The sequence below is a fragment of the Bacillus sp. FSL W8-0645 genome (genome assembly GCF_038007905.1).
Lineage (GTDB): Bacteria > Bacillota > Bacilli > Bacillales > Bacillaceae > Bacillus > Bacillus pumilus.
In genome coordinates this window covers 3575602-3599357 of record NZ_JBBOYC010000001.1, presented here as the reverse complement: position 1 = coordinate 3599357, position 23756 = coordinate 3575602, and the positions used below count along the sequence as shown (strand labels likewise).

Below are 23756 nucleotides of genomic sequence, written 5' to 3'. Positions count from 1 at the left end.
AGTAAACGGAAAGCGGTGCAGCCGCCGTTTCCCAAAAGGAGATGACAAATAGAAATGAATATGTCAGCAACTCATGTAGAAGATTTGAAGAACGTCATGGAAGACTGGAAAAATGAATTATTAGTATATAAATTTGCATTAGATGAAATGGATACGAAGTTTTCAATCATCAGCCAGGAATATAATTTAATCCATGGCCACAATCCAATAGAGCATACAAAATCAAGGATCAAATCCTTTGAAAGCATTGTAAATAAATTAGCAAGAAAAGGGTGCGACATCACAACACAATGTGCCAAGGAGTATATTCATGATATCGCAGGTGTCCGTATCATCTGCTCCTTTATTCAAGATATCTATAATATTATGGATGTATTGAGGCAAAGAGAGGATCTGAAAATCCTTGAAGTGAAGGATTACATTCAACATCCAAAACCAAATGGCTACAGAAGTCTTCATTTAATTGTGGAGATCCCTGTGTACTTAACGAATCGGGTGGAGCATGTGAAGGTTGAGATTCAGGTGCGGACCATAGCGATGGATTTTTGGGCGAGCCTTGAACATAAAATCTATTATAAACTGCAAAACGATGTCCCTCATCAGCTAACCGATGAACTGAAGGAAGCGGCAGATATCGCCCATTACTTAGATGAAAAAATGCAAAATATTAAACGAGAAATTGATTAACCCATAAAAAAGAGCAGCTGCGATATTCACAGCTGCTCTTTTCATGTTTAAGGATTGGTGCCGCGGTCTCTCTTTTGAATGATATCTTGAGATTGTGCAGATTGGCTGTTTTTTTGGATAGAAGCGCCAATGGAGACACCTGTTATCAAGAGTGTCAAAATCGCAGTTGTGATAAGCCATTTTTTCATCATACATCACTCCATATTCTTAACAAGTTTTTAAGGACAACGCCTTGTTCCAGAAATAAGTGGATTCTTCATGAAGTCCCAGATCCGTTAAGTAAGCAGCTGCATCCTGACAGATGGCTTCAAGATCGACAAGAAAATTCATAGATTCTAATTGATCACAATAAGACTTGATTTGCTCTATCATGTTGTCTGGCTGAAGCATAAGTGTTTCTAAAATAGATAATTTAAGTGAAATATTTCGTTGCTTTAAAGTTTCTGCTTTTTGAAGTGAAAGCTGTACATAATAGTGGAACAAACCAGGCTTTTTCAGCTTGAATAGTGCTTTTGTGTAGGCATACATGGCTAGTAAGTAGCCGCCTGGAGAAGACGTTTCAAATGTCTCGATCAATAAAGCTTTTTCTAGGAGCGGCACAGCTGCACTGTATTCATTTCTAAGACTTTTAATAAAAGCTGCATTGCAATACGCATGACCAAGTAAATCTGGGTCTTCCATTTGTTCTAGTGAATGAATCACTTCTTCAAATAATGACTCTGCCTCATCATATTTTGATTGATCAGCATAATTCAAAGCGAGCATCATTTGACAGCTGATTGATTTTTTCACATAACATGGATCTGCGTCATAAATAGATGAAGCCATTTTCAAGTGGTGTATGGAGAGGAGCGTGGATCTTATATTATAGTAAAGACACCCTGTTTTATAATGAAATTCTGCTTTTTCAATGTCATCGTGAACGAGATCTAATTTATCCTCTGCCAATTTTAAAAGGTGAAATGCCGTATCCTGATTGCCTCTGCGCATTTCATACATCCCTTTAAAGAAATAGAAATAGTAGCTGAGCATGTCATCTGTACGGATTGCATTTTCATCAACAAAAAGACTATGATCCAACGAAGCTGTATCTTCAATGAGATCCTTAAAACGGTACTCTAGCAATTGATAGTAAAGTAAGACGTCTTGATTCTCTTCCATGCGATCAAACGCTTGAAGAATCTCTTCTTTTAGCTGGATCGCACCTTGTATTTCTCTTTTTTTCATCATGACATACCAGTCATTTAACATATTCGCTACATCAACGGACGACAAAACACCTGTTTCTGCCAATTTATATCCTCCTTTCTTCATCTATCCATTTCGCTCGATTTCCGTTCATCTGAATTCACTTTCCATATTCAGTATCTTCTTATATTTTAAGCGCTCTCTCGCAATTTGTAAAACATGTTTTTTGATGTAAATTCAACCAATTGTGAAAGAAATAGGGATCAGGCGCCTTTTTGTATACGCTTACATATTTTTAGGTAAAAAGAGGGTTTTAGAAAAAATATATTACGATATCAATAGAGAGAAGAAGGTCATTCAAGCGTTTGTTTTCGTATTTTAGAAAAAACGGTGGTTTTCAAGGTGGTATCTCGTTTTTTGTGAGGTTATCTCACATTATGATTGTGAATCGCTCTTCTTTTAGAATAAAATGAGTTATTCGCAAAAAAGTAAAATTTGAAGAGACTATTGATCTAGGATTGTATGGATCTTTGGTATTGATAAAAAGCATCACACACTATAGCTTTAGCGTGGTATAGTATTATTGGTATTGCGAATATTTAGACAAAACTGACAATAGGGGGTCGTGTTTTATGAAAAAATCGATGTTACTGATCATGGGACTCATTGTTGTGCTCGTCATGGCAGCCTGTGGATCAAAATCGGACAGCGGTTCGGGAGAAGGCAAAGGCACATATAAAATAGGGATAGATGTAACATATCCGCCGTTTGAATTTGAAAAGGGCGGTAAAACTGAAGGGATAGACGTTGATCTGATTAACGCTATCGCGAAAGACCAAGACTTCAAAGTGAAACTTGAAGCTATGGACTTCTCAGGCATTATTCCAGCAATGCAGGCAGGCCAGCTTGATGTAGGGATGGGCGGGATGAGTATTACAGATGAGCGTAAGAAGAAGGTAGATTTCTCAGATCCGTATTTCGACGCTGGATTGACAGTTGTTGTGAAAAAGGACAGCAGTATCAAATCAATTGATGATTTAAAGGGGAAAAAGCTAGCTGTTAAAAATGGGACGACGGGTGCAAAATTTGCATCAGATAACGCAGATAAATATGGGTATGAAGTGGTTCAATTTAATGACAGCCCATCGATGTTCCAAGAAGTTTCAAACGGAAATGCAGATGCCTTAATAGAGGATTATCCTGTCATTACGTATGCAATTGCACAACAAGATTTAAAATTGAAAACAGTTGGAGACCGATTGAATGGAGACCAGTATGGTATCTCTGTGATGAAGGGGAAAAACCAAGACCTATTGAAAAAGATCAATAAAGGTCTAGAGAACCTAAAGAAAAACGGTGAATATGACAAAATTATCGATAAATATTTGAAGTCATAACACAAGCGAGGCGCGCTTCGAGCGCGCTTTCTTTATGATGCGCCGTATGTGAATTAGGGAGGGAGAAACATGGACACGATTATTAATGCATTCCCGTATTTAATGGATGGTTTGCAAACTTCTTTATATATCTTTGTTGTTGCCATCATTTTAGGATTTATCATCGGTTTAATAGTGGCATTATTCCGTCTGTCACCTTTTAAAATCTTAAATTTCATCGCACTCGTCTTTGTCAATGCCATCCGAGGCACACCATTTATCGTACAGCTATTCTTCATTTACTTTGGTTTGAATACACTTGAATTCATATCGCTTGATCGAGTGCCGGCAGGGATTATTACAGTAGCGATTAATGCAGGGGCTTATTTCTCAGAAATTATTCGTGCTGGGATTCAGTCTATTGATAAAGGACAAACAGAAGCTGCACGTTCCTTAGGTTTTACAGGGGGACAAAACATGCGCTTTATCGTCCTTCCGCAGGCATTTCGCCGCATGCTTCCAGCCATTACAAACCAAGCCATCATCAGCTTGAAGGACACGTCTCTCTTATCAATTATCGGAATTGCCGATATTATGCAGCGGGGACAAGTACAGGCATCGGCAACATTTGATCCTTTGAATGTCTGGCTCATTGTCGGTATCATTTATTTCGTGATCATTTATTTACTTTCTCTACTGGCTAGCTACGCAGAAAGGAGATTTGATATCAAATGAGTATGATTACGGTGAAAAATTTAAAGAAATCCTTTGGCGATCACGAAGTGTTAAAGGATATTAATGCAGTCATCGAAGAAAAGGAAGTAGTGTGTGTGATTGGTCCTTCTGGATCAGGTAAAAGCACGTTTCTAAGATGTCTCAATAAGTTAGAAGATATTACGGCAGGTGAAGTCGTTGTCCACGGACATACGATTACAGATCCAAAGGTGAATATCAATAAAGTACGTCAAGAAGTGGGGATGGTGTTTCAGCACTTTAATTTATTTCCTCATAAAACCGTTTTAGAAAACATCACGATCGCACCGATGAAGGTAAAAGGTACCGACAAAAAGGCGGCAGTCGATAAAGCGATGGACCTGCTTGAAAAGGTTGGCTTAAAAGACAAAGCCAAAAGCTACCCTAACCAATTATCTGGTGGACAAAAACAGCGTGTCGCCATCGCAAGAGCCTTGGCAATGGACCCGAAAGTGTTATTATTCGATGAACCGACATCTGCTCTTGACCCTGAAGTTGTCGGGGATGTATTAGCAGTTATGAAACAATTAGCCGTCGAAGGCATGACAATGATTGTGGTCACACATGAAATGGGCTTTGCGAGAGAGGTAGGAGACCGCGTGATCTTTATGGATGGCGGATATATTGTCGAGGAAGACAAACCGGAGGCTCTCTTTGGAAACCCGCAGCATGAGCGTACAAAATCATTTCTTAGTAAGGTGTTATAAAAAAAAGAGTAAGGGCATATGGATGCTCTTACTCTTTTTCTTTTATGGGGCATAGCCGGCCCCATTTCCTAGGAAATATTAGCGCTGGAAGAATTCGATCCATTCTTGGTCTGGCCCTCTGAAAAAGAAGTAGCAGTATCCATTTGGTAACGTCGTAATTTCTTCATCAATTAATTCGATTTGCAGCTTTTGAATACGATTGAATTCAGCATGAATATTGTCAGTTGTAAAGGCAAGATGGTGAACCTTTCCTTCAGATGGCAGATCGCTGCTGTACCCTTGGATGAGCTCAATTTCCGTTTCTGCCTCATCTTTAAAGCCGAGAAATGCAAGCTCAATGACTCCGTTAGTATGAGTGATGCGATCCTTTAATTTCATGCCCACGACCTTTTCATAAAAATCAATGGATGTATCAATATTTGAAACCATAATACCTGTATGATCTAATCGTAATGTCGTCAAAAAAAGAGCCTCCTCTATGGTGTGTTGATATTTTTCTCCTCATCTTATCATAATAGAAGTAACGTATACATTCATATGATAGGATAGAGAGAGTCAATTTAGGATAAGGATGACACGAATGAAAAAAATCTCATTAAAACAAACATTTGCAGAACAAGTGAAAAAGGGATATCCGCTCATTTCCAAAGATGCTGTATCGCATGTAAACGGTATGAAAGAAGGCGAGCTGATTGAATGGGTGGATGAGCGAGGCGCCTTTTTGGGAAAAGGATATTATGGTGTGCAAAATAAAGGGATCGGCTGGGTACTTACTTTTGATGCTAACGAAAAAATAGACCACGCCTTTTTTGTCTCCAAGCTTGAGCAGGCAGAGAAAAGCAGAACGCATTTATTTCGTGATGCACAGACGACTGCTTTCCGTGTGTTCAACGGAGAGGGAGATGGCATTGGCGGGTTCACGATTGATCATTATGACGGTTTCTATCTCATCCAGTGGTATAGCGAAGGAGTGTATACATTCAAGGCGGAAGTATTGGCTGCACTTGAGCATGTATATCCAGACTATAAAGGCATTTATGAAAAGAAACGATTTGATACGTCTGGACAGTATATAGAAGATGATGATTTTGTAAAAGGGGAGAAAGGTCAATTTCCTCTCATCGTGAAAGAAAATGGCATGAACATAGCGGTTTACTTAAATGATGGTGCGATGACAGGCATTTTTCTTGATCAACGTCATGTGAGAAAAGCAATTCGAGATCGTTATGCAAAAGGAAAGACCGTTCTCAATACATTTTCTTACACAGGCGCTTTCTCCGTAGCAGCAGCACTTGGCGGAGCGAGCCGGACGACAAGTGTAGATGTCGCAAACCGCAGTTTGAAAAAAACATCTGAACAGTTTGAAGTCAACGATATAGATGTGGACGGGCAGGATATGAAAGTCATGGACGTCTTTAAGTACTTTCCGTTTGCTGCGAAAAAAGGATGGACCTATGATCTTGTCATCTTAGACCCGCCTTCCTTTGCACGCACGAAAAAGCACACATTTAGTGCGGCGAAGGATTATAAGAAGCTATTAAAAGAAGCCATCCAAATCACAGCTGAGAACGGCGTCATTGTGGCATCAACGAATAGCAGTGCATTTGGTATGAAGAAATTCAAAGGATTTATTGCGCAGGCCTTTAAAGAATCAGGACAAACCTACCGTATCCTTGAAGAATATACACTGCCTGAGGATTTCCGTACGACGAAGAATTATCCTGAAGGAAATTATTTAAAGGTTGTCTTCATACAAGCATAAGAAAAAAGCCATTTTCCGATAAAGGGAAATGGCTTTTTTTATAAGGCAAACGACATGAGGATAGGCGCTGCACATAAAGTAATGATGGCTGAAAGAATCATCGACACACTTGAGATCGTCCCTGAGACGGAGCTCATTTCAAATGCCTTCGATGTTCCTGCCCCGTGTGCACCTGTACCAAGCAGGACGCCCATGGCAATGTCATTATCAATACGGAAATAACGAATGATCATTGGACCGATGATTGACCCAAACAGTGCGGTTAAAATGACGAATACTGCCGTAACGGACGGCATCCCGCCAATCATTTCTGACACACTCATCGCCACTGGTGTTGTGACCGACCTTGGGACAAGACTTTCAATAAGGCCTGTATCCAAATGAAACAACTTGGCGATAAATGCCGTTGATAGGATCGCAATGACAGAACCGCAAGCCACATTCAAAATAATTTCCACTGCATGCTTCTTCAGAATGTGAAAATACTTATAGAGGGGAATGGCGAAAGCAACCGTCGCAGGCTGAAGCATATTCGTGAGCCATTTCCCGCCTTGATTGTATGCGTCGTAAGGAATATTGACGATTAACAGAAAGACGACAAGGACAAGCGGTGTCACAAGTAAGGGGGATACATAGACCTTCGGATGTCGTTTATACACCGCTTTTGATCCGAGATATAAAAGAACTGTTAAGATCAGAAATAGTGCGCCAACTAACATAGCTTTTTTCGCTCCTTTCTTTTCGCAATCATTTGCGTCATGATACCAGTCGAGAGCATGACGACAAAGGTACTCAGTAAGACGACAAGGACAATACTTGTACCAGATTGAGAAAGCAATGTTCCATAATCAATGACACCAACGGCCGATGGGATAAAGAATAGCAGCAGTTCGCCGAGCAGCCATACGGCACCAAGTTCAATCCATTTCAACTGAATAATTTTAAAATGAAGTAATAAGAAAATGACCAGAATGCCTAAAATCGTACCCGGTATTCTTAAATGCAAAAAGGCCGCGAGCACATTCATCAATTTCGCAAAAACAAACAAAGCCATAATCTGAAGGACAGCAATCAGCAGCGTTTTGAGCAATTTCACTTTCTGTTCACTCCTTTTTCTATATAAATTGTTCACTGTTTCACAAAAACATGACAACGTTCCAATTGATTAGCTTACTTTAAAGTGTACAGCACGTTCAGTTATAGGTAAAATACATATATCGAATAATTATTATTCCTTTTGTCTATAGGAAGGGTGAGTCATGTGGACATTAGACATTTAACATATTTCTTAGAAGTGGCGAGGTTAAAAAGCTTCACAAAAGCATCACAATCTCTTTATGTGTCGCAGCCTACCATTTCCAAGATGGTCAAAAATCTCGAGGATGAGCTGGGGGTGCAGTTGTTTTATCGGAATGGCAGACAGGTTGAAATGACAGATGCTGGACAAACGATGTATACCCAGGCGAGTGAAATCACACAATCATTTCAAAATTTAACGAGCGAGCTAAATGATTTAATGAATGTTAAAAAGGGACATATTCGCATCGGGCTGCCGCCGATGATTGGATCGAGTTTTTTCCCGAATGTCATGGGAGAATTCCGCCAGCAGTATCCAGATGTCACATTTCAATTGGTGGAGCACGGCTCTATTAAAGTAGAGGAAGGGGTCGAAGATGGTTCGTTAGATATTGGTGTCATTGTTCTGCCTGCAAATGATAAAATCTTTCATACGTACACCATTATTAAAGAGGACATGAAGCTCGTGACGCATCCATCACATCCGATGGCAGGTCGAGATAAGGTTGATTTAGCTGATTTAAAGGAAGAGTCCTTTATTTTCTTTCGAGAAGACTTTGTTCTGCATAGCCGGATATTGAATGAATGTATGAATGCGGGCTTCCGGCCCAATGTCATTTATGAAACGTCTCAATGGGATTTCATTAGTGAGATGGTAGCCGAGAACTTGGGGATTGGCCTTCTGCCTGAGCGGATCTGCCGTGATCTTGATCCTGAAAAGGTGAAAGTCATTTCCTTAAACACGTCGATCCCGTGGCATTTAGGAGTCATTTGGCGAAAGGATCGCTATTTGTCGTTTGCGGCAAGAGAATGGTTAAAGCATACGAAATCCTATGTGTGGGGAGCAGAGTAAAAGGAAGGATGATATGGATGAAAACAAGTGACGCATCTCATTTATTGGAAAAGGTTCGAGCGGAAAATCCACTCGTCCATAATATCACCAACCAAGTCGTGACTAACTTTACAGCGAATGGTCTGCTTGCTTTAGGCGCTTCGCCAGTCATGGCAAATGCCAAAGAAGAAGTGGCTGAAATGGCGCAATTAGCCGATGCGCTTGTGCTGAATATTGGCACACTGACCAAGGAGACGGCGGAGGCCATGATTCTGGCTGGACAATCTGCCAATAAAAAAGGGATACCTGTTCTATTAGATCCTGTCGGCGTTGGTGCGACAGCGTTTCGAATGAAAGCGGCAAAACAGCTGTTAGAGCAAGTGAACATGACAGTTGTCAGAGGGAACGCTGCAGAAATTGCTCATTTACTTGAAGTGGATGGCTGGGAGTCAAAAGGCGTGGATGCGAAAGCAGCGAACGGAGATGTATCGGCACTAGTCAAACAAGCAGCGAAGACACTTCAGACAGTTGTGGTGATCACAGGGGAAGTCGATGTAGTTTCAAATGGAGAGGACGTGTTGTCTATTCATAATGGACATGAATGGCTCACCAAGGTGACGGGAACCGGCTGTTTACTGACGTCTGTCATCGGGGCATTTTGTGCAGTAGGTGAAAGGCCGCTTCACGCGTCGGCAGCTGCTCTATTGTTTTATGGTGTCGCAGCTGAAAAGACAGCTCAGTACACCCAGAATAAAGGGCCAGGTACGTTTCAAATGGAATTGCTCAATGCACTCACACACACAACTGGCGATGATGTGTTAACGCGAGGGAAAATAGGGGGAATGTCACATGACAAAGGATGATCAACAGCAAATCAAACAGCAATTATCGGTTTATTTTATTATGGGAACAGCGAATACAAGCCGGCAACCGCTTGATGTTTTGAAAGAGGCGATTCAAGGCGGGATCACCATGTTTCAATTTCGAGAAAAGGGTGAGGGAGCCTTGCAAGGAGAAGAGAAGAAACAATTGGCTCGCCAACTTCAAGTACTTTGCCAAGAAGCGAATGTTCCGTTTATTGTAAATGATGATGTGCAGCTAGCGATAGATCTTGATGCAGATGGCGTTCATGTTGGCCAGGAAGATACAAATGCAGTAGACGTCAGACAAAAAATAGGGAATAAAATATTAGGTGTGTCTACGCATAACCTAGAGGAAGTAAAACAAGCCATGAAGGACGGCGCAGATTATGTCGGCATGGGCCCAGTTTATCCAACAGAAACGAAAAAGGATACACGCAGTGTCCAAGGAGTATCATTGATCACGGAAGTGCGTCATCATGGTCTTCATATTCCGATTGTTGGCATCGGGGGCATCACATATGGCAATGCAGCACCAGTCATACAAGCAGGGGCAGATGGTATTAGCATCATCAGCGCCATTAGCCAGAGCGCTGATCCTAAAAAAGCAGCAGAAGAATTGAAAGCACTTGTTGCATCAAAAAAAGTATCTCTTTAATCTGGAGGAGACATGGATTGACTCAATTCATGTCTTTTCTGATTTCGGGGAAAATAGACAGGTGTGAAACAATTGTGTACAATCAAATTGTTCGATTATTGTCGAAATGACAGGTAAATAAAGGAGAATGAACAATGGAAGTGCTCGATACGTATTTTCGCCGCTACGATGAAGCTGGAAAAGGGCAAGAACAAATGGATGAATTGCTCGCATTGTTTTCTGACGATGTCATGATTGTCTTAAATGGTGCAGAGAAGCCTGGGATCCATGCGTTTACACAGTTTTTAAACACATTTTTCCACGTGCATGAAGACATCAAGCATATGTGGGATGGATGGAAAAAAAGAGAAGACGGAAAGTATGAAACGAACTGGGCCGTTTGCGGGAAACTTTCGGATGGCCGTGTTTATACAGCAGAAGGAATTGATATTGCAGAACTGGACGACAAAGGAAAAATCGTTTATTTAGAAAACGTTCCGAAAAATCCAGAGTTATTTCAGCGCTATTAAAAAGCCGGCTTCCAGCGTGTAGACAAACCCTCGCATTCGGTGTCAGTCCTGCGCGCCGGTACTCACGAATGTCAAATTCGCTCTGTTCCGGTGCTCGTCCTTCCTAGAATGCAAAGGTTTTCTATCACGCTGAAAAGAAGACAAAGGGCTAAAATCAAGATCATTTTAGCCCTTTGTCAACAATCTGAAAGCCGGCTCACCTGCCGGCTTCTTTTATTTGTCTAAAGAATAAGCCTCGATGGCTTCTTTCACCGAAGTTTCTTTATCAAAAATAAGGTGGCGGCTGTACACTTCACTTAAATGCAGTGGTTCTTGATCTAAGTCATCTACAAGCTCAAAGACATCTAATATAGCTGCTAATTTTTTGGTCGTTTGTCCACCTGCCGCATTATCAAAGGTTTCTTCTAGAAAGCTCTTTTGGATGATATCTTTTACTTTACGATGGTTTTTTGCACGCACCAAAATGATCCGTTCTTCAAATATTTTATCGGGCATACTGCTTGGTGATGAGATGGATTCAAATAATAACTTGGCAGAATATATCTGACGCATCAGTAATGTCACTTCTTTCTTGCAGCTTTTTCATTGTACAAATATGAGTTCCTCAACGTGTGAATTGATTTCCAGTATGTGTATATCATGATAACATATGAGTGATGTGGTGTAGGAGAAATAGATCTATAACGGGGGGATAAGCATGAAGAAAGTGATTGATAATAGAGGAGAAGTGCATGAAATTTTGTTGATCATCGTCACCTTATGCTCTCTTATCACGTGTAGAAAATTGGCCAGGTTAGAAAAGTATAAAAATAAGTTGAAGGGTCAATTTATACCTTACTAAGGAAAAGAAGAACACAAAAAAAGCCGGCTCATTAGCCGGCTTTTCCTTAAGAATCAGTATCCATATGCATCCCTGTATGTGCCTTTACTTGTATTTCCGTAAAGGTGTCTTCATCTGCTTTTTCAGAGGAGAAGATCGTGCCTAAGTAAGCGGCAAGGAATCCGAGCGGGATCGAGATAATTCCAGGGTTCGACAGCGGGATGAGCGGGTCTCCTGTAAAGATGGCTGCTCCCGATGGGTCCCAGACGCTTGGGCTGAGCGAGACGATAATCAGTGCGCTCAGCAGTCCTACTAAGCTCCCTGCAATGGCACCTGTAGAATTAAATCGTTTCCAAAAGACAGTGAAGATAATCAATGGTAAATTTGCACTTGCTGCCACTGCGAAGGCAAGTGACACAAGGAAAGCAACGTTTAACGATTGGGCAAATAATGCGAGAATGATAGAAAGAATGGCCACGCCGATGGAAGCAAAGCGTGCCGCTTTTACCTGTTCCCGTTCACTCGCTTTCCCTTTGCGGATGATCTGACTATAAAAGTCATGCGCAAAGGCAGACGCGGCGGATAGGACGAGACCAGTTACCACTGCCAAAATGGTCGCAAAGGCAATAGCGGAAACAAAGGCAAATAACAAATCTCCTCCAAGGGCTTGGGCAAGCAGTGGAGCGGCCATATTTCCTGCTGCATCTGCTGCTGTGATCGCTTCTGTTCCAACAAAGGCAGCAGCACCGAAGCCAAGGAAAACTGTCATTAGATAAAAAATACCGATGATCCACGTAGCGGATAGAACAGATTTACGTGCAGAAATGGCATCCTTCACCGTATAAAACCGGATCAAAATGTGCGGCAAACCTGCTGTCCCAAGCACTAGAGCAAGGTTCAAAGACAGGGTCTCTAAAGGCACATCATATTTATTTCCCGGGTGAAGAAATGCCCCACCGAGCGGGGTCGCTGTTTTCATCTCCTCAAACATCTTCAGCAGGCTAAAATCAAACTTTGCAAATACAAGCAGTGAAATAATCAGTGTCCCAAGCATGAGAAGTACAGCCTTTGTAATCTGTACCCAGCTGGTTGCGATCATGCCACCAAACACGACATAAATGGTCATCAAGACACCGACGATCAGTACCGCAATCCAGTAATCAATGCCAAGAAGCAGCTTGATTAATGCACCTGCCCCAACAAGCTGTGCAATCATATAAAAAGTAGAGACTGTGATTGTGTTAAACGCAGCAACTCCTCGAATGGCAGGACGCTTAAATCGTGCAGCAATCATATCGGCCATCGTATATTTCCCTAGATTTCGAAGCGGTTCGGCTACAACGTAAAGTACGACAAGATACGCTACTAGAAAGCCAATGCTATAGAAAAAGCCATCAAATCCATTTAACGCGATCATTCCAGCGATTCCTAAAAATGATGCGGCAGACATATAGTCCCCAGCGATGGCAAGTCCGTTTTGAAATCCAGTCAGACCTCCACCTGCTGTGTAAAAATCGCTCGCATTGCTCGTTTTCTTCGCAGCAAAATATGTGATGACCAATGTGAGCCCTACGATCGCTATGAATAAAATAAAAGCGGTCATGCTCATTCGCCATCACCTCTCGATTCAACTTTTAAAGCGCTTACATATTTGTCAAACTGAGCTGCTTTTCTCGCATAAAGTCCACATAATACCCAAGTCATCACAAATTGTGTGAGGGCGAATAACCAAGCCCATGAGATCGCGCCAATTGCCGGCTTGTTCAAAAAGGTGAAGTAGGATGTAGCAACCGGAAGTGAAAAGTAAAAGAGAAAAAAGAAAATCGTCATCGGTACGATAAATCTGCGTTTTTCCTCGAGAAGTTTTCGAAAATCCTCTGAAGCGGCAACCTTCTTATAATGAACTTTTTTGTCTGCCATTGTTTCCTCCTTTGTACGAATTAGGGACAAGGTACTCCAATGCATATGAGACGATCTGGTTGTTTATGACAGTATATCATAAAAAAGGCACCCGAAAAGGGTGCTTTCTACCGATAATTTGCAAGAAATGTTTGTCTCGCTTTTTCATACGCTTCCGCATCAAAATGATCTCCGCATTTGTGGATGCACCAAGGCTCTTCTTGCCTCGCAATGCCAACCTCATAGCCCTGCTGGACGAATTCAAAGGACTGCGAAACATCATAAAAATGAAAGCCATCAAAGAGGTCCTCACGCCACTTCACATCATATTGCGTCGCCATGAAAAGACCATCAATCGCCGAAGCGTTCATATAATCTTGCGCTTCTGCCTGTTGACGACCACTTTCAAACGAAAGCAGCTGATAGGTGTCGTGACGATATTCAATGACTTTCCCCCTGCAATCAGAACTCTCCCACCAAATCCCATTGTCAGGCACGCTTTCTGCACCTATGACCCCAATCATCCCAAGTGATGGATGCTGTAAAAAAAGCGGGATCAACTCAAGCAGCATATGCTGTTTGACAATCAAGGTATCTTGATGAAGATAAATTTTAAACTGAGCTGGATGAGTGATGGCTTCATTATAAGCAGAGGTCATACTGGATGCATGTCTAATTGGCAGAACCTCCACATGATATCCATGGGGAGCAGGAAGTGAAGCGAGCTGCCGAAAGCAAGCCTGAAACATGGCCTCATCATTTACACATAAAACAAACAGGATGGTGGGGTTACTCATGAAGCTGAACCGCCTCAACCACATACTGATAGGCGGTAGCGGCCTCATGAAAATCTGAACGAATGCCATGCTTCATGAGTATTTCATGTAAATCAATCATTACGCTCTCATAGGAAGGATGCTGTACGCGAATGGTTTCGAGTTCGCGAATACGAAAGCCTGCTGAATGAAAGAGTGCATGAATTTCATGAAGAGTGAAGAAACGTAAATGAGTTTGATCCATTAATCCTGCATCTGTATAAGTGAATCTGCCGGCTAATAATTCTAAAACGGTTGATATGTGACCGATATTCGGAATGGATGACAGGATGGCTCCTTCTTTTTTAAGGAAAGGTTTGACCTTCTTTAAAACGGCCCATGGGTCCAATAAATGTTCAAGGACATCTCCGAATATAATGCAGTCAAATTGTTCCTGTTCGTAAGGGAGCGTCATCTGTTCAATATTTCCGCATAGCACATGATCTAGCTCTTGCTCAGCCTCTTTTGCTGCATTCTCAAACGATTCAATTCCATAAATGGTCCGGCCCTTTTGTTTCAGGACTTTTCCAAGCTTGCCTGTGCCGCATCCGATATCCAATAAAGACGTCCATTCCTCACGAATACGGCTGACAATGACCGGGTTCACGCCATGATAATACTGATCCTTTTTTTGGTGATAATAGGAAAGGGAATCTGAACTCACGCTCTACCCACCTTTCTGCTTTCTCATTGTTTTCATACTTAATATATGGGTGGGGAGCTTGGTTTTATAACGAGAGAAGAACAATTTTTATGAATGGTGGCTAAAAAGGGATCATATAAAGAACGGGAAACGGACTGTCCTCCTAATATAGAAAGACAGAACCCCATGAGTGGAAGGGATTGGTATGAAGGGGTGTTCTACTGTAGCGTATCGTCATGAAAGGATTTTTAAAAGGTCAATTGACAAGTCAGAACTTTTAGCCAAAGCAGTCTGAAAGACAAAGGATAACGGCGTTGATTTACGGTTTGTTTATCATCTTCTGATCACCGTTGGATGTTAAAAAAGCTTGTATTTCTTCGATGGCTAGTCCAATTTTTTTCGCTTCCTGAATCAAATAAACCCACTCTTCGTCAACTCTTCTTTTCACTTGCGTATCCATAATATCCTCCAGTTCAATAAGACATATTCATCTGCAACCAATGACTTGAACAAACCGTCTAGTAACTGTACGTGTGGATGAAAACAGCGCAAAATAGATTTTGTCGAAAAATGATGACATTTAACCTATTTTGTAAAATCTATCACCTACCACGTTCCTAAAAAAATGACTAAAAAACCCATAAATATTGATTTCTTACTTCTAATAATAAACAATTGTAAAGTCAGTTAAAAGATTATAAATTAAAATAATGAAAAAGACCTAAATCATTTGGCTTATATAAACCAATTAGGTTGACATTTGCCATCGAGTAGAACAAATTTCATCTGTGCAGGACGTACATATTGTTCGTTTGGGAAGTTCTTCTCAAGATGGTATTCTAAAAGAAACAGAAACCACCAAGAAGGAATGAAGAAAGACATGTATAGCCTTTTTCAAAAGTATCAAGAAGTTGTCATGTATCTTGTGATGGGTGTGTGTACAACCATTGTCAACATAGTCAGCTTCTACTTATTCGTTGAGATGTTTTCCATGGATTATAAAACAGCTACAGTTGTTTCATGGGTATTTGCTGTTCTCTTTGCTTATATCACCAATAAGAAGTATGTCTTCAAGCAAAAGGCTCGTGATACGAAAAGCCTTATGCGTGAGCTTTCTTCATTTTTTAGTGTTCGTCTCATGTCTCTAGGTGTAGATCTAGGGCTGATGATTTTATTTGTGACCCAAATGGCGCTCAATGAAACTGTCGCAAAAATTCTTGTCAACTTTGTGATTGTGGTCGTGAATTATGTCGCCAGTAAATGGTTCGTCTTCAAGAAAACAAAAGAAGATGCGATTTAACACATGAAAAAAGATAGGTGATGTGAAATGAGCAGCAGGCCAGACGAATTATATGATGTCATATATCAACAAACAGAAAAGCAGCATGAACAAGTGCTGAGGCTAGTCAAAGAAATGACCGCACATCCAGAAGCGTTTTCGGAACAAGAAAAGGAAAAGATCAACCGAATGGACATTGCGCTTCAAACAGCAACGGACATTTTGGAAAACTTAATGACACCTGACACGCAAATGACCATTGTTTTAAGACAAGGGAGAATTCATGTTGACCTGACGAAAGCGTAAAAGAAGCAGCCAATTGTGAAAGCGGCTGCTTTTTATTATGCATCGCTTGTTTCCCGCAGTTGCTTTGGAGACATGCCGATTTTCTTTCGAAAGACTTTATTCAAGTAATTCGCATTTCTGTAGCCGCACTGTATGGCGATTTCTTCAATCGAGTATTTTGTTGTTTTCAGTAACGTTTCCGCCTTTTCTAACCGAATATTGGTTAGATAGTGAATAGGTGTGAAGCCAGTGGCCTTTTTGAATTCCCTCGTAAAATGACTTTTGGATAAACGTGCCGCAGCTGCCATATCGTCCGGGCCAATTTCCTCGTGAAAATGATGGCTGGCAAACAAGGCCGCTTGAACGATGGGCTCGGGCCATTTCTCCATTTGTCCCTCAAGCTTTGGCAAATATGAATACAGTTCCATGACAAATTGATAAGCAAGGCTAGACCCCTCAAATGGATTGGTAATCCGTCTTTCACTGGCTTCATCATAAATGGTCTTGAGCAGGCGGATCGGTCTGGAATTCGGATGAAAACGCATGACCTGCTTTCCTTGGTCAATAAATTGGTCAAAGCAAAGATCGCAGGCTTCCCCGTAAAGCGTTAAATAGAGAAATTCCCAATGCTCACTGTCTTCTGGAAAATAATATTGGTAGGCACTTGGGCTTTTCACGAGAAAGGCCTGACCCGGCAATACTTTGAAACGTTTCTCTCCGATTTCAATCATGCCATGTCCAGACAGTGTGAGCTGAAAGATGCACTTGCCCTGATCCTTCCGCTCCACGCCATTCCAGCTATATAACGAAGAAGATTGAACTTCCCAGCCAACAGACCAGATTTGTGCTGGCAATGTCACATCAGAATGGTGAAAACGAAATGCAAATGCTTCTTTCTTCAAATTGGAAACCCTCCTTCACAGCAAAAAACAACCTTTTTCTATTTAGAATCATGTTACACCTCATATCACATCGTACCATTCACAGCAAAAAAAGGGTATTTTTTAACGATTTTTTTACCATTGAACTGATGCTGCTGGGACAACTAAAATAAAAAGTATCAGAAGAGAAAAGGGGAATGGATATGATCGATACGTTACGCGCGGCATTTCACCAGCAATTTGGAGATAGAGAAGAACTTCGCTATTTTTTTGCCCCAGGAAGAGTGAACTTGATTGGTGAACATACAGATTACAATGGAGGACATGTGTTTCCATGCGCGCTTACTCTCGGGACGTATGCTGCTTGTGCAAAGCGGTCAGATGGCCGCGTGAGAATGTATTCCTTGAACTTTGATCGTGATGGTGTGAAAGAATTCAATCTTTTTGAAATCGCTTACGTAGAATCGGACGGCTGGGCAAATTATCCGAAGGGTGTGTTCAAACAGTTTATAGAAGCAGGAATGAAGATAGAAGAAGGCTTTGACATTGTGTACAGCGGCAATATTCCAAATGGCGCAGGTCTGTCTTCCTCTGCCTCCATAGAGCTTGTCACCGCTGTTCTCATCAATGAATGGTATTCATTCAGCGTTTCAAATGTCCGTCTTGCCCTTCTTTCACAGCGTGCAGAGAATGAATTTATTGGTGTCAATTGCGGGATCATGGATCAGTTTTCGATTGCCCTTGGAAAAGAAGATCACGCCATTTTGCTCAATTGTGACACCCTTGCCTTTGAATATAGTCCGTTTCGGCAAGAGGGGCTAGCGCTTGTGATTGCGAATACAAACAAAAAGCGGGCGCTGGCTGACTCCAAATACAATGAACGCCGGTCAGAGTGTCAATCTGCTTTAAACGACCTTAGAAAAGAAATCGACATTGCGCATTTATGTGAGCTCACTGCGGAAAAATTTGCACAGCATGCCCACTTGATTATAGAGGACACGTGCCGTAAACGGGCAAGACATGTGGTGACGGAAAACGAGCGGACCATGAAAGCAGTAAATTTTCTGAAAGATGATAAAATGGAAGAACTAGGTGCTCTCATGAAGGCCTCTCACCTTTCTTTAAAGAATGATTATGAAGTGACTGGACTTGAACTAGATGCACTTGCTGAAGCTGCTTGGCTTCATCCTGGGACGATAGGCTCTCGTATGACAGGTGCAGGCTTTGGTGGCTGCACGATCAGCATTGTGAAAGAAGAGCTGCTGGACTCATTTATAGAAGAAACAGGTGCGATTTATCAGGAAAAAACGGGCATTCAAGCCTCTTTTTACACAGCTGGAATTGGAGGCGGCGCAAGAGAATTAACGAAGGAGGAAATGTGATGACAATTTTAGTTTGCGGAGGAGCAGGGTTCATTGGCAGTCATGCGGTAGCGGCTCTTTTAGCTAAAGGCGAACAAGTGGTGGTAGTTGATAATTTGCAGACAGGTCATAAAGAAGCTGTTTTGGAAGGAGCTGTCTTAGAGGAGGGTGATTTACGAGATCACGCCTTTTTAAGACAGGTGTTCAAATCGCATCAAATAGAAGCGGTCATGCACTTTGCGGCAGATTCACTCGTCGGGGAAAGTGTGACAGATCCGCTCAAGTATTATGACAACAACGTCGGCGGAGCAACTGCTTTACTACATGTCATGAATGAATTTGATGTGAAACACATCGTCTTTTCTTCAACTGCTGCTGCATACGGTGAACCGAAGCGGGTACCGATCGTTGAAACGGATGAAACGAACCCAACGAATCCTTATGGAGAAACGAAACTAGCGATTGAAAAAATGCTGAAGTGGTCTGAGCAAGCGTATGGAATAGAGTACGTGGTATTTCGCTACTTTAATGTAGCTGGTGCCCATACAGAAGGACTTGTCGGAGAGGATCATCAGCCTGAGACGCATCTCATTCCAATTATTCTGCAAGTTGCTTTAGGAAAACGGGATCAAATGATGATTTATGGTGATGATTATGAGACAGAGGATGGCACGTGTATTAGGGATTACATTCATGTGATGGATTTAGTAGAGGCACACATCTTAGCTGTTGACCGGCTGCGTGCTGGAAAAGGCAGTGCGACCTACAACTTAGGGAATGGAACAGGGTTCTCCGTGAAGCAGGTCGTAGAAGCTGTTAGAAAAGTCACGGGGCATACCATCCCGGCACAAGTAGCAAAAAGACGCGCGGGAGATCCAGCAAAGCTGATTGCTTCTTCTGAAAAAGCACTGCAAGAATTGGGATGGACACCTCAATATGCTGACCTTCACACGATCATTCAGAGTGCGTGGGATTGGTTTCAGAAGCATCCAGATGGCTACCAAAGTGAATAAAACGTAAAGGCAGGCAAGAGAGGGGACAGAGGGAATGGCGATTGATATTTTTGAAAAGCTGGAACAGCTGATTCAATATGGGATCAATAAAGAGCTGATGACATCACTAGATATCGAATATACGAGAAATCGACTGCTTGAGGTACTCAGGCTCGATGAAGCGGAAGCAAGAACAGTCTCAGGAGAAGAAGACCTTGAAAACATCTTAATGCCGATGCTCGATTGGGCAGTAGAAACAGGACTTATTCCTGAAGGGACGGATACGTATCGTGATTTACTAGATGCGAAAATCATGGGCTGCTTGGTGGCTCCTCCAAGTGTTATCTATGCGAAGTTTGAAGAGAGACGCAAGCAAGAGGGACCGAAGGCAGCTACGAGCTGGTTCTATGAGATGCAGCAGCATGCCCACTACATTCATACAGGCAGGGTCGCCAAAAATGTACAGTGGTTTACACCAACAGACGATGGCGTGCTGGAGATCACCATTAATCTATCAAAGCCAGAAAAGGACCCTAAAGCCATCGCTGAAGCGAAGAAGCTCAGTCAAAAGCAATACCCTCTTTGTCTCCTTTGTAAAGAAAACGTTGGGTTCGAGGGGCGGATCAACCATCCAGCGAGACAGAATCACCGGATTATTCCTGTGACACTCTCAGATGAATCGTGGTTTCTGCAATTTTCACCTTATGTGTATTACAACGAGCACTGTATAGTGTTCAAAGGCAAACATGAGCCAATGAGCATCACCAAAAAGACCTTTGAACGACTGCTTTCCTTCATATCTATATACCCGCACTATTTCATTGGATCGAACGCCGACCTTCCGATTGTCGGAGGCAGTATATTAAGTCATGACCATTTTCAAGGCGGTTCGCATGAATTTCCGATGGCGAAAGCAGAGATGGAAGAAGTCTTTTCTCTCAAAGCCTTTCCAAATGTGCGAGCTGGCATTGTGAAATGGCCGATGTCTGTGATCCGCCTTCGAAGTAATGAGCGGAAGTCGCTCGCAGACGCAGCAGACTTTATCTTACATGAGTGGAAACTGTATTCAGATGAAGTGGTGGGGGTCATCGCTCATACAGGAGAGACACCTCACAACACCATTACACCTATTGCGAGGCGCCACGGGGATGACTATGAATTAGATTTAGTGCTTCGTAATAACCGGACAAACAAGCAGCACCCGGACGGCATTTTCCATCCGCACGAAGAAGTCCACCATATTAAAAAAGAGAATATCGGATTAATTGAAGTCATGGGCCTTGCTGTGCTTCCTGGTAGATTAGCAGAGGAAATAAGCCAATTAAAAGAGGCTTTGCTATCTGAAAGTCCACTTGAAGAAATCAAAGCCCGTCCTGCTATCATGAAGCACGAGGCTTGGGCGAAGCGGCTGCTTGAAGAGAACACCTTTACAGAGGACAATACCGAAACCATTTTACAAAAAGAAATTGGCTTTATTTTTTCTCGAATTCTCTCGCAGGCAGGTGTGTTTAAAAGAACTGAGCAAGGGAAAACAGCTTTTAACCGTTTTATTCAAACACTTCAAACAGGCAGGTGATTAGATGATTGAACAAGTAAGAGAACTAATGGAAGAAAAGCAGCTTGATGGTGTTTTGATTCAAAAGCGAAATAACTTCTCCTGGCTGACAGGCGGAAGAAGGAATCATATTGTGTTAAATACGCCAGAGGGCGTGTGCCAGCTGCTCGTCTTAAAAGACGACCTCGTCCTCATTGTGAATCAAATGGAAGAAAAGCGGATCATTGAAGAGGAAATGGCGTACGTCGATCATCCGCTTCAAGTGGTCACAATGGATTGGTATGAGGATGAGACCCCATACATACATGAACTCACAAAAGGTAAACGAATTGGGACGGACATTCAAATGGATGGATTCGAATGGATCGAACCGGATTTGTCGCATGTTCGCTCGATCCTAACCGCCTCACAGCTCAGACAATATGAAACACTGTGTCATGAAACAGCGGTCATTGTAGAAAGTGTCTGTCAAGAAATTGTTCCAGGGCAGACCGAGCACGAGATTGCTTCGCTTGTTGCTCAAAGAGCCATTACACAAGGGATGACGATAGAAGTCCTGCTTGTGGCAACGGATGACCGGATCCATCAATACCGTCACCCGATTCCAACAGATAAAGCTCTTCAAAAGCACGCACTTGTTGTTCTCTGCGCGGAGCGGCACGGGCTCGTTGCGAATGTCACAAGGTCTGTTTACTTTGGTCAGCTTCCGAAGGAGCTTGAAGAGAATAAAGAGCGTCTAGCACGAATTGACACGGTCATGAATGCCGCCACACGTCCTGGGGGAACATTAGGAGATGTTCTGAAAGCAGGTATTGCTCAGTACGAAAAAGAGGGCTTCCCTGATAGCTGGAAAAAGCTTCATCAAGGGGGAAAGACGGGATTTGTATCTAGGGAAATCATTGCTGTTCCCTCATCGAAGGAAGAAATTCAGCTTCATCAAGTGTTTACATGGAACCCTTCATTGCCTGGACTGAAATCAGAGGATACGATTGTTGTAGAAAAAGAGGGCAACCGATTTTTAACGTATACAGGCAAGTGGACGTACATGGACATTGAACATGAAGGGAAGATCTATAGACGACCTGACATCTTAGTGAGAGATGAATAAATGCAGAGTGCCGGCGTGAGCCGGTTTTTTGCTGGAAGTCTTTAGTGAGATTCCACTAATTCAGCATCATTACCAATTCTTACAGCGTATACACAGAGGATCGATACTTTCTTTTCTTGTGAACTTGCGTTAAAATGAGTAAGGTTTTTGTTAAATGTAGGGATACCTATTTCAAAATTGTTTACCTAGATAAAATTTAATTAAGTTAAATTGAAATTTGACCAAACTTTTTTATTGTGGTAAACCTAAATTTGACAAAGTTCTTGATTGTTTGTCCTTTGCCTTCAACTCTCAACTTTTCAAAATCCTAGAAATTTATTGTGTGTGCAATAATATAAATTTATGTCGAATTTATGACATTTTAATAGAAATCTGTTGAAAAATAAATGAACTTTTGAAAAAAGGGAAGCTAACTGTAACAGATTTTGATAGCATTACAAAGGGAAGAAAAGTTTTCGAAGGCAGATGGCTTTTCACAATTATTCAGCAATTTATACATTATCTAAGGAAGGATGGTGATCTTCTTGTTCAGAGCCATTAAACCTATGCTTTTATTAGCGATGCTCGTGAGTGTTTTTGTATTAGGAGGTTGCAGCAATATCGCTGTTTTAGATCCTAAAGGACCTGTCGCAGCACAACAAAAAGACTTAATCCTTTTATCCATCGGATTCATGCTCTTTATCGTTGGTGCGGTATTTGTACTGTTTACCATCATTTTGGTTAAATACCGCGAGCGTAAGGACGTTGGAAACGCCTCTTATAACCCAGAAATACACGGGAACACGCTTCTAGAAGTTGTCTGGACAGTGATCCCAATATTAATCGTTGCTGCCCTTTCAGTTCCAACTGTAAAAACAATTTACTCTTTGGAAGAGGCACCTCAAGCAACAAGCCATAAAGATCCTCTTGTCGTTTATGCTACAGCTGTTGATTGGAAATGGATCTTTAGCTATCCAGAGGAAAATATTGAGACAGTGAACTACTTAAACATTCCAAAAGATCAGCCGGTTTTATTCAAAATCACTTCTGCTGATACAATGGCATCACTATGGATTCCTCAGCTAGGCGGGGAGAAGTATGCGATGGCTGGAATGGAGATGGAACAATATCTTCAAGCTGATCAAGTTGGCACATATGAAGGAAGAAACGCCAACTTCACAGGCGAGGGCTTTGCTCAGCAAAAATTCAAAGTCAATGCGATGACGCAGTCTGACTATGATAAATGGGTAAGCAAAACGAAAAAAGAAGCACCAAAGTTAACGAAGAAAACGTATGACTACTTGATGCTTCCTGATGCTGCAGATGTGCAGACATTCTCATCAACACATTTATCCTTTGCGAAGCATGGAGAGGATTCTGAATACGCACTCCAAGCACGCAAACGTTTAGGTTACAAATCAGTTTCTCCGCATTCCAAAACAGATCCTTTCGAGAATGTGAAGAACTATAAAAGAAAACTAGATAATGAATAAACTGACTAAGGAAAGGAG

28 protein-coding genes are annotated in these 23756 nt (G+C 41.9%); 16 read left to right on the top strand and 12 right to left on the bottom strand.

Annotated features, from left to right (window positions below; all coding sequences use genetic code 11):
• The first annotated feature begins 54 nt into the window (after positions 1 to 54).
• Complete coding sequence (locus NST39_RS18690; protein WP_003215004.1) at positions 55 to 687, top strand: GTP pyrophosphokinase; 633 nt, start codon at positions 55 to 57, stop codon at positions 685 to 687.
• A 47-nt stretch (positions 688 to 734) separates the two neighbouring features.
• Here NST39_RS18690 and NST39_RS18685 read toward each other — a convergent pair whose 3' ends face one another.
• Both NST39_RS18685 and NST39_RS18680 read right to left on the bottom strand, forming a co-directional pair.
• The gene (locus tag NST39_RS18685; protein ID WP_165840211.1) at positions 735 to 875 is read right to left on the bottom strand and encodes a hypothetical protein; all 141 of its coding nucleotides are present in this window, start codon (positions 873 to 875) and stop codon (positions 735 to 737) included.
• Between the two features lie 19 nt (positions 876 to 894).
• Entirely contained in the window at positions 895 to 1980 is a 1086-nt protein-coding gene (locus tag NST39_RS18680) for a Rap family tetratricopeptide repeat protein (protein WP_217012543.1), read from the bottom strand.
• Positions 1981 to 2507: 527 nt separating this feature from the next.
• On the opposite strand from NST39_RS18680, the gene NST39_RS18675 reads away from it, so the two are divergent.
• From NST39_RS18675 to NST39_RS18665, 3 genes are all read left to right on the top strand, one after another.
• Positions 2508 to 3272 (top strand): transporter substrate-binding domain-containing protein, encoded by a 765-nt coding sequence (locus NST39_RS18675; RefSeq protein ID WP_034620276.1) that lies wholly within the window; start codon positions 2508 to 2510, stop codon positions 3270 to 3272.
• Between the two features lie 69 nt (positions 3273 to 3341).
• A complete protein-coding gene (locus NST39_RS18670; protein ID WP_341029767.1) occupies positions 3342 to 3986 on the top strand; it encodes an amino acid ABC transporter permease in 645 nt (214 codons plus the stop codon).
• The gene (locus NST39_RS18665; RefSeq protein ID WP_003215369.1) at positions 3983 to 4711 is read left to right on the top strand and encodes an amino acid ABC transporter ATP-binding protein; all 729 of its coding nucleotides are present in this window, start codon (positions 3983 to 3985) and stop codon (positions 4709 to 4711) included. Before NST39_RS18670 ends, NST39_RS18665 begins: the two co-directional genes overlap by 4 nt.
• 78 nt (positions 4712 to 4789) lie before the next feature.
• Here NST39_RS18665 and NST39_RS18660 read toward each other — a convergent pair whose 3' ends face one another.
• A complete protein-coding gene (locus NST39_RS18660) occupies positions 4790 to 5173 on the bottom strand; it encodes a VOC family protein (RefSeq protein ID WP_012011694.1) in 384 nt (127 codons plus the stop codon).
• A 118-nt stretch (positions 5174 to 5291) separates the two neighbouring features.
• Between NST39_RS18660 and NST39_RS18655 the strand changes: the two genes are divergently transcribed.
• Positions 5292 to 6473, top strand: coding sequence for a class I SAM-dependent rRNA methyltransferase (locus tag NST39_RS18655; RefSeq protein ID WP_341029764.1), 1182 nt, complete (start codon positions 5292 to 5294; stop codon positions 6471 to 6473).
• 38 nt (positions 6474 to 6511) lie between these two features.
• On the opposite strand, the gene NST39_RS18650 is transcribed toward NST39_RS18655, so the two are convergent.
• Positions 6512 to 7192 carry a CidB/LrgB family autolysis modulator gene (locus tag NST39_RS18650; RefSeq protein ID WP_044140267.1) on the bottom strand — a complete coding sequence of 227 codons (681 nt, stop codon included), beginning with the start codon at positions 7190 to 7192 and terminating at the stop codon, positions 6512 to 6514.
• A complete protein-coding gene (locus tag NST39_RS18645) occupies positions 7186 to 7569 on the bottom strand; it encodes a CidA/LrgA family holin-like protein (protein ID WP_341029760.1) in 384 nt (127 codons plus the stop codon). Before NST39_RS18645 ends, NST39_RS18650 begins: the two co-directional genes overlap by 7 nt.
• A gap of 165 nt (positions 7570 to 7734) precedes the next feature.
• Here NST39_RS18645 and cidR point away from each other — a divergent pair, with 165 nt between their 5' ends.
• The 4 genes from cidR (at position 7735) to NST39_RS18625 (ending at position 10628) form a co-directional block, all read left to right on the top strand.
• Positions 7735 to 8622, top strand: a complete 888-nt coding sequence (cidR, locus tag NST39_RS18640; RefSeq protein ID WP_003214744.1) for a cidABC operon transcriptional activator CidR — start codon at positions 7735 to 7737, stop codon at positions 8620 to 8622.
• A gap of 17 nt (positions 8623 to 8639) precedes the next feature.
• A complete protein-coding gene (thiM, locus tag NST39_RS18635; RefSeq protein WP_341029757.1) occupies positions 8640 to 9464 on the top strand; it encodes a hydroxyethylthiazole kinase in 825 nt (274 codons plus the stop codon).
• The gene (gene thiE, locus NST39_RS18630; protein ID WP_341029751.1) at positions 9451 to 10119 is read left to right on the top strand and encodes a thiamine phosphate synthase; all 669 of its coding nucleotides are present in this window, start codon (positions 9451 to 9453) and stop codon (positions 10117 to 10119) included. The genes thiM and thiE overlap by 14 nt, the downstream gene beginning before the upstream one ends.
• Before the next feature lie 134 nt (positions 10120 to 10253).
• Positions 10254 to 10628, top strand: a complete 375-nt coding sequence (locus NST39_RS18625; protein ID WP_113767864.1) for a nuclear transport factor 2 family protein — start codon at positions 10254 to 10256, stop codon at positions 10626 to 10628.
• A 213-nt stretch (positions 10629 to 10841) separates the two neighbouring features.
• Here NST39_RS18625 and NST39_RS18620 read toward each other — a convergent pair whose 3' ends face one another.
• The 6 genes from NST39_RS18620 to NST39_RS18595 all read right to left on the bottom strand — a co-directional run bounded on the left by NST39_RS18620 (position 10842) and on the right by NST39_RS18595 (position 15265).
• On the bottom strand, positions 10842 to 11180 hold the full coding sequence (locus tag NST39_RS18620) for a DUF4288 domain-containing protein (RefSeq protein WP_106066974.1): 339 nt from the start codon (positions 11178 to 11180) through the stop codon (positions 10842 to 10844).
• Between the two features lie 335 nt (positions 11181 to 11515).
• Complete coding sequence (locus NST39_RS18615) at positions 11516 to 13057, bottom strand: solute symporter family protein (protein ID WP_003214799.1); 1542 nt, start codon at positions 13055 to 13057, stop codon at positions 11516 to 11518.
• Positions 13054 to 13368: a DUF485 domain-containing protein gene (locus tag NST39_RS18610; RefSeq protein ID WP_111911721.1), complete on the bottom strand. Its 315-nt coding sequence runs from the start codon at positions 13366 to 13368 to the stop codon at positions 13054 to 13056. The genes NST39_RS18615 and NST39_RS18610 overlap by 4 nt, the downstream gene beginning before the upstream one ends.
• Positions 13369 to 13475: 107 nt before the next feature.
• On the bottom strand, positions 13476 to 14144 hold the full coding sequence (locus NST39_RS18605) for a glycosyltransferase family protein (protein WP_106066017.1): 669 nt from the start codon (positions 14142 to 14144) through the stop codon (positions 13476 to 13478).
• Positions 14137 to 14826 carry a class I SAM-dependent methyltransferase gene (locus NST39_RS18600; RefSeq protein WP_341029743.1) on the bottom strand — a complete coding sequence of 230 codons (690 nt, stop codon included), beginning with the start codon at positions 14824 to 14826 and terminating at the stop codon, positions 14137 to 14139. The genes NST39_RS18605 and NST39_RS18600 overlap by 8 nt, the downstream gene beginning before the upstream one ends.
• A gap of 298 nt (positions 14827 to 15124) precedes the next feature.
• Complete coding sequence (locus NST39_RS18595; RefSeq protein WP_003215413.1) at positions 15125 to 15265, bottom strand: anti-repressor SinI family protein; 141 nt, start codon at positions 15263 to 15265, stop codon at positions 15125 to 15127.
• A gap of 456 nt (positions 15266 to 15721) precedes the next feature.
• Here NST39_RS18595 and NST39_RS18590 point away from each other — a divergent pair, with 456 nt between their 5' ends.
• Entirely contained in the window at positions 15722 to 16105 is a 384-nt protein-coding gene (locus tag NST39_RS18590; protein WP_034620336.1) for a GtrA family protein, read from the top strand.
• 27 nt (positions 16106 to 16132) lie between these two features.
• The gene (locus NST39_RS18585) at positions 16133 to 16390 is read left to right on the top strand and encodes a hypothetical protein (protein ID WP_003215318.1); all 258 of its coding nucleotides are present in this window, start codon (positions 16133 to 16135) and stop codon (positions 16388 to 16390) included.
• Positions 16391 to 16425: 35 nt separating this feature from the next.
• Here the strand turns inward: NST39_RS18585 and NST39_RS18580 are convergent, their stop codons facing one another.
• A complete protein-coding gene (locus tag NST39_RS18580; protein ID WP_003214606.1) occupies positions 16426 to 17271 on the bottom strand; it encodes an AraC family transcriptional regulator in 846 nt (281 codons plus the stop codon).
• A gap of 182 nt (positions 17272 to 17453) precedes the next feature.
• Between NST39_RS18580 and NST39_RS18575 the strand changes: the two genes are divergently transcribed.
• The 5 genes from NST39_RS18575 (at position 17454) to qoxA (ending at position 23738) form a co-directional block, all read left to right on the top strand.
• The gene (locus NST39_RS18575) at positions 17454 to 18632 is read left to right on the top strand and encodes a galactokinase (protein ID WP_445662388.1); all 1179 of its coding nucleotides are present in this window, start codon (positions 17454 to 17456) and stop codon (positions 18630 to 18632) included.
• Positions 18632 to 19624, top strand: a complete 993-nt coding sequence (gene galE / locus NST39_RS18570; protein ID WP_341029737.1) for a UDP-glucose 4-epimerase GalE — start codon at positions 18632 to 18634, stop codon at positions 19622 to 19624. Before NST39_RS18575 ends, galE begins: the two co-directional genes overlap by 1 nt.
• 34 nt (positions 19625 to 19658) lie before the next feature.
• Positions 19659 to 21179, top strand: a complete 1521-nt coding sequence (galT, locus tag NST39_RS18565; protein WP_341029735.1) for a UDP-glucose--hexose-1-phosphate uridylyltransferase — start codon at positions 19659 to 19661, stop codon at positions 21177 to 21179.
• 4 nt (positions 21180 to 21183) lie between these two features.
• Complete coding sequence (locus NST39_RS18560) at positions 21184 to 22266, top strand: M24 family metallopeptidase (RefSeq protein ID WP_341029733.1); 1083 nt, start codon at positions 21184 to 21186, stop codon at positions 22264 to 22266.
• Between the two features lie 515 nt (positions 22267 to 22781).
• Complete coding sequence (qoxA, locus tag NST39_RS18555) at positions 22782 to 23738, top strand: cytochrome aa3 quinol oxidase subunit II (protein WP_106066372.1); 957 nt, start codon at positions 22782 to 22784, stop codon at positions 23736 to 23738.
• Positions 23739 to 23756 lie beyond the last annotated feature (18 nt).

Bases quoted from the DNA above. Each gene is read 5' to 3' on its own strand.
- NST39_RS18670 (WP_341029767.1), top strand. From the start codon at position 3,342: ATGGACACGATTATTAATGCATTCCCGTATTTAATGGATGGTTTGCAA.
- NST39_RS18610 (WP_111911721.1), bottom strand. From the start codon at position 13,368: ATGGCAGACAAAAAAGTTCATTATAAGAAGGTTGCCGCTTCAGAGGAT.
- NST39_RS18595 (WP_003215413.1), bottom strand. From the start codon at position 15,265: ATGGATACGCAAGTGAAAAGAAGAGTTGACGAAGAGTGGGTTTATTTG.
- thiM (WP_341029757.1), top strand. From the start codon at position 8,640: ATGAAAACAAGTGACGCATCTCATTTATTGGAAAAGGTTCGAGCGGAA.
- NST39_RS18620 (WP_106066974.1), bottom strand. From the start codon at position 11,180: ATGCGTCAGATATATTCTGCCAAGTTATTATTTGAATCCATCTCATCA.
- NST39_RS18615 (WP_003214799.1), bottom strand. From the start codon at position 13,057: ATGAGCATGACCGCTTTTATTTTATTCATAGCGATCGTAGGGCTCACA.
- NST39_RS18665 (WP_003215369.1), top strand. From the start codon at position 3,983: ATGAGTATGATTACGGTGAAAAATTTAAAGAAATCCTTTGGCGATCAC.
- NST39_RS18590 (WP_034620336.1), top strand. From the start codon at position 15,722: ATGTATCTTGTGATGGGTGTGTGTACAACCATTGTCAACATAGTCAGC.
- NST39_RS18575 (WP_445662388.1), top strand. From the start codon at position 17,454: ATGATCGATACGTTACGCGCGGCATTTCACCAGCAATTTGGAGATAGA.
- NST39_RS18675 (WP_034620276.1), top strand. From the start codon at position 2,508: ATGAAAAAATCGATGTTACTGATCATGGGACTCATTGTTGTGCTCGTC.
- galE (WP_341029737.1), top strand. From the start codon at position 18,632: ATGACAATTTTAGTTTGCGGAGGAGCAGGGTTCATTGGCAGTCATGCG.
- NST39_RS18685 (WP_165840211.1), bottom strand. From the start codon at position 875: ATGAAAAAATGGCTTATCACAACTGCGATTTTGACACTCTTGATAACA.
- NST39_RS18585 (WP_003215318.1), top strand. From the start codon at position 16,133: ATGAGCAGCAGGCCAGACGAATTATATGATGTCATATATCAACAAACA.
- NST39_RS18560 (WP_341029733.1), top strand. From the start codon at position 21,184: ATGATTGAACAAGTAAGAGAACTAATGGAAGAAAAGCAGCTTGATGGT.
- galT (WP_341029735.1), top strand. From the start codon at position 19,659: ATGGCGATTGATATTTTTGAAAAGCTGGAACAGCTGATTCAATATGGG.
- NST39_RS18605 (WP_106066017.1), bottom strand. From the start codon at position 14,144: ATGAGTAACCCCACCATCCTGTTTGTTTTATGTGTAAATGATGAGGCC.
- thiE (WP_341029751.1), top strand. From the start codon at position 9,451: ATGACAAAGGATGATCAACAGCAAATCAAACAGCAATTATCGGTTTAT.
- NST39_RS18655 (WP_341029764.1), top strand. From the start codon at position 5,292: ATGAAAAAAATCTCATTAAAACAAACATTTGCAGAACAAGTGAAAAAG.
- NST39_RS18625 (WP_113767864.1), top strand. From the start codon at position 10,254: ATGGAAGTGCTCGATACGTATTTTCGCCGCTACGATGAAGCTGGAAAA.
- NST39_RS18650 (WP_044140267.1), bottom strand. From the start codon at position 7,192: ATGTTAGTTGGCGCACTATTTCTGATCTTAACAGTTCTTTTATATCTC.
- NST39_RS18690 (WP_003215004.1), top strand. From the start codon at position 55: ATGAATATGTCAGCAACTCATGTAGAAGATTTGAAGAACGTCATGGAA.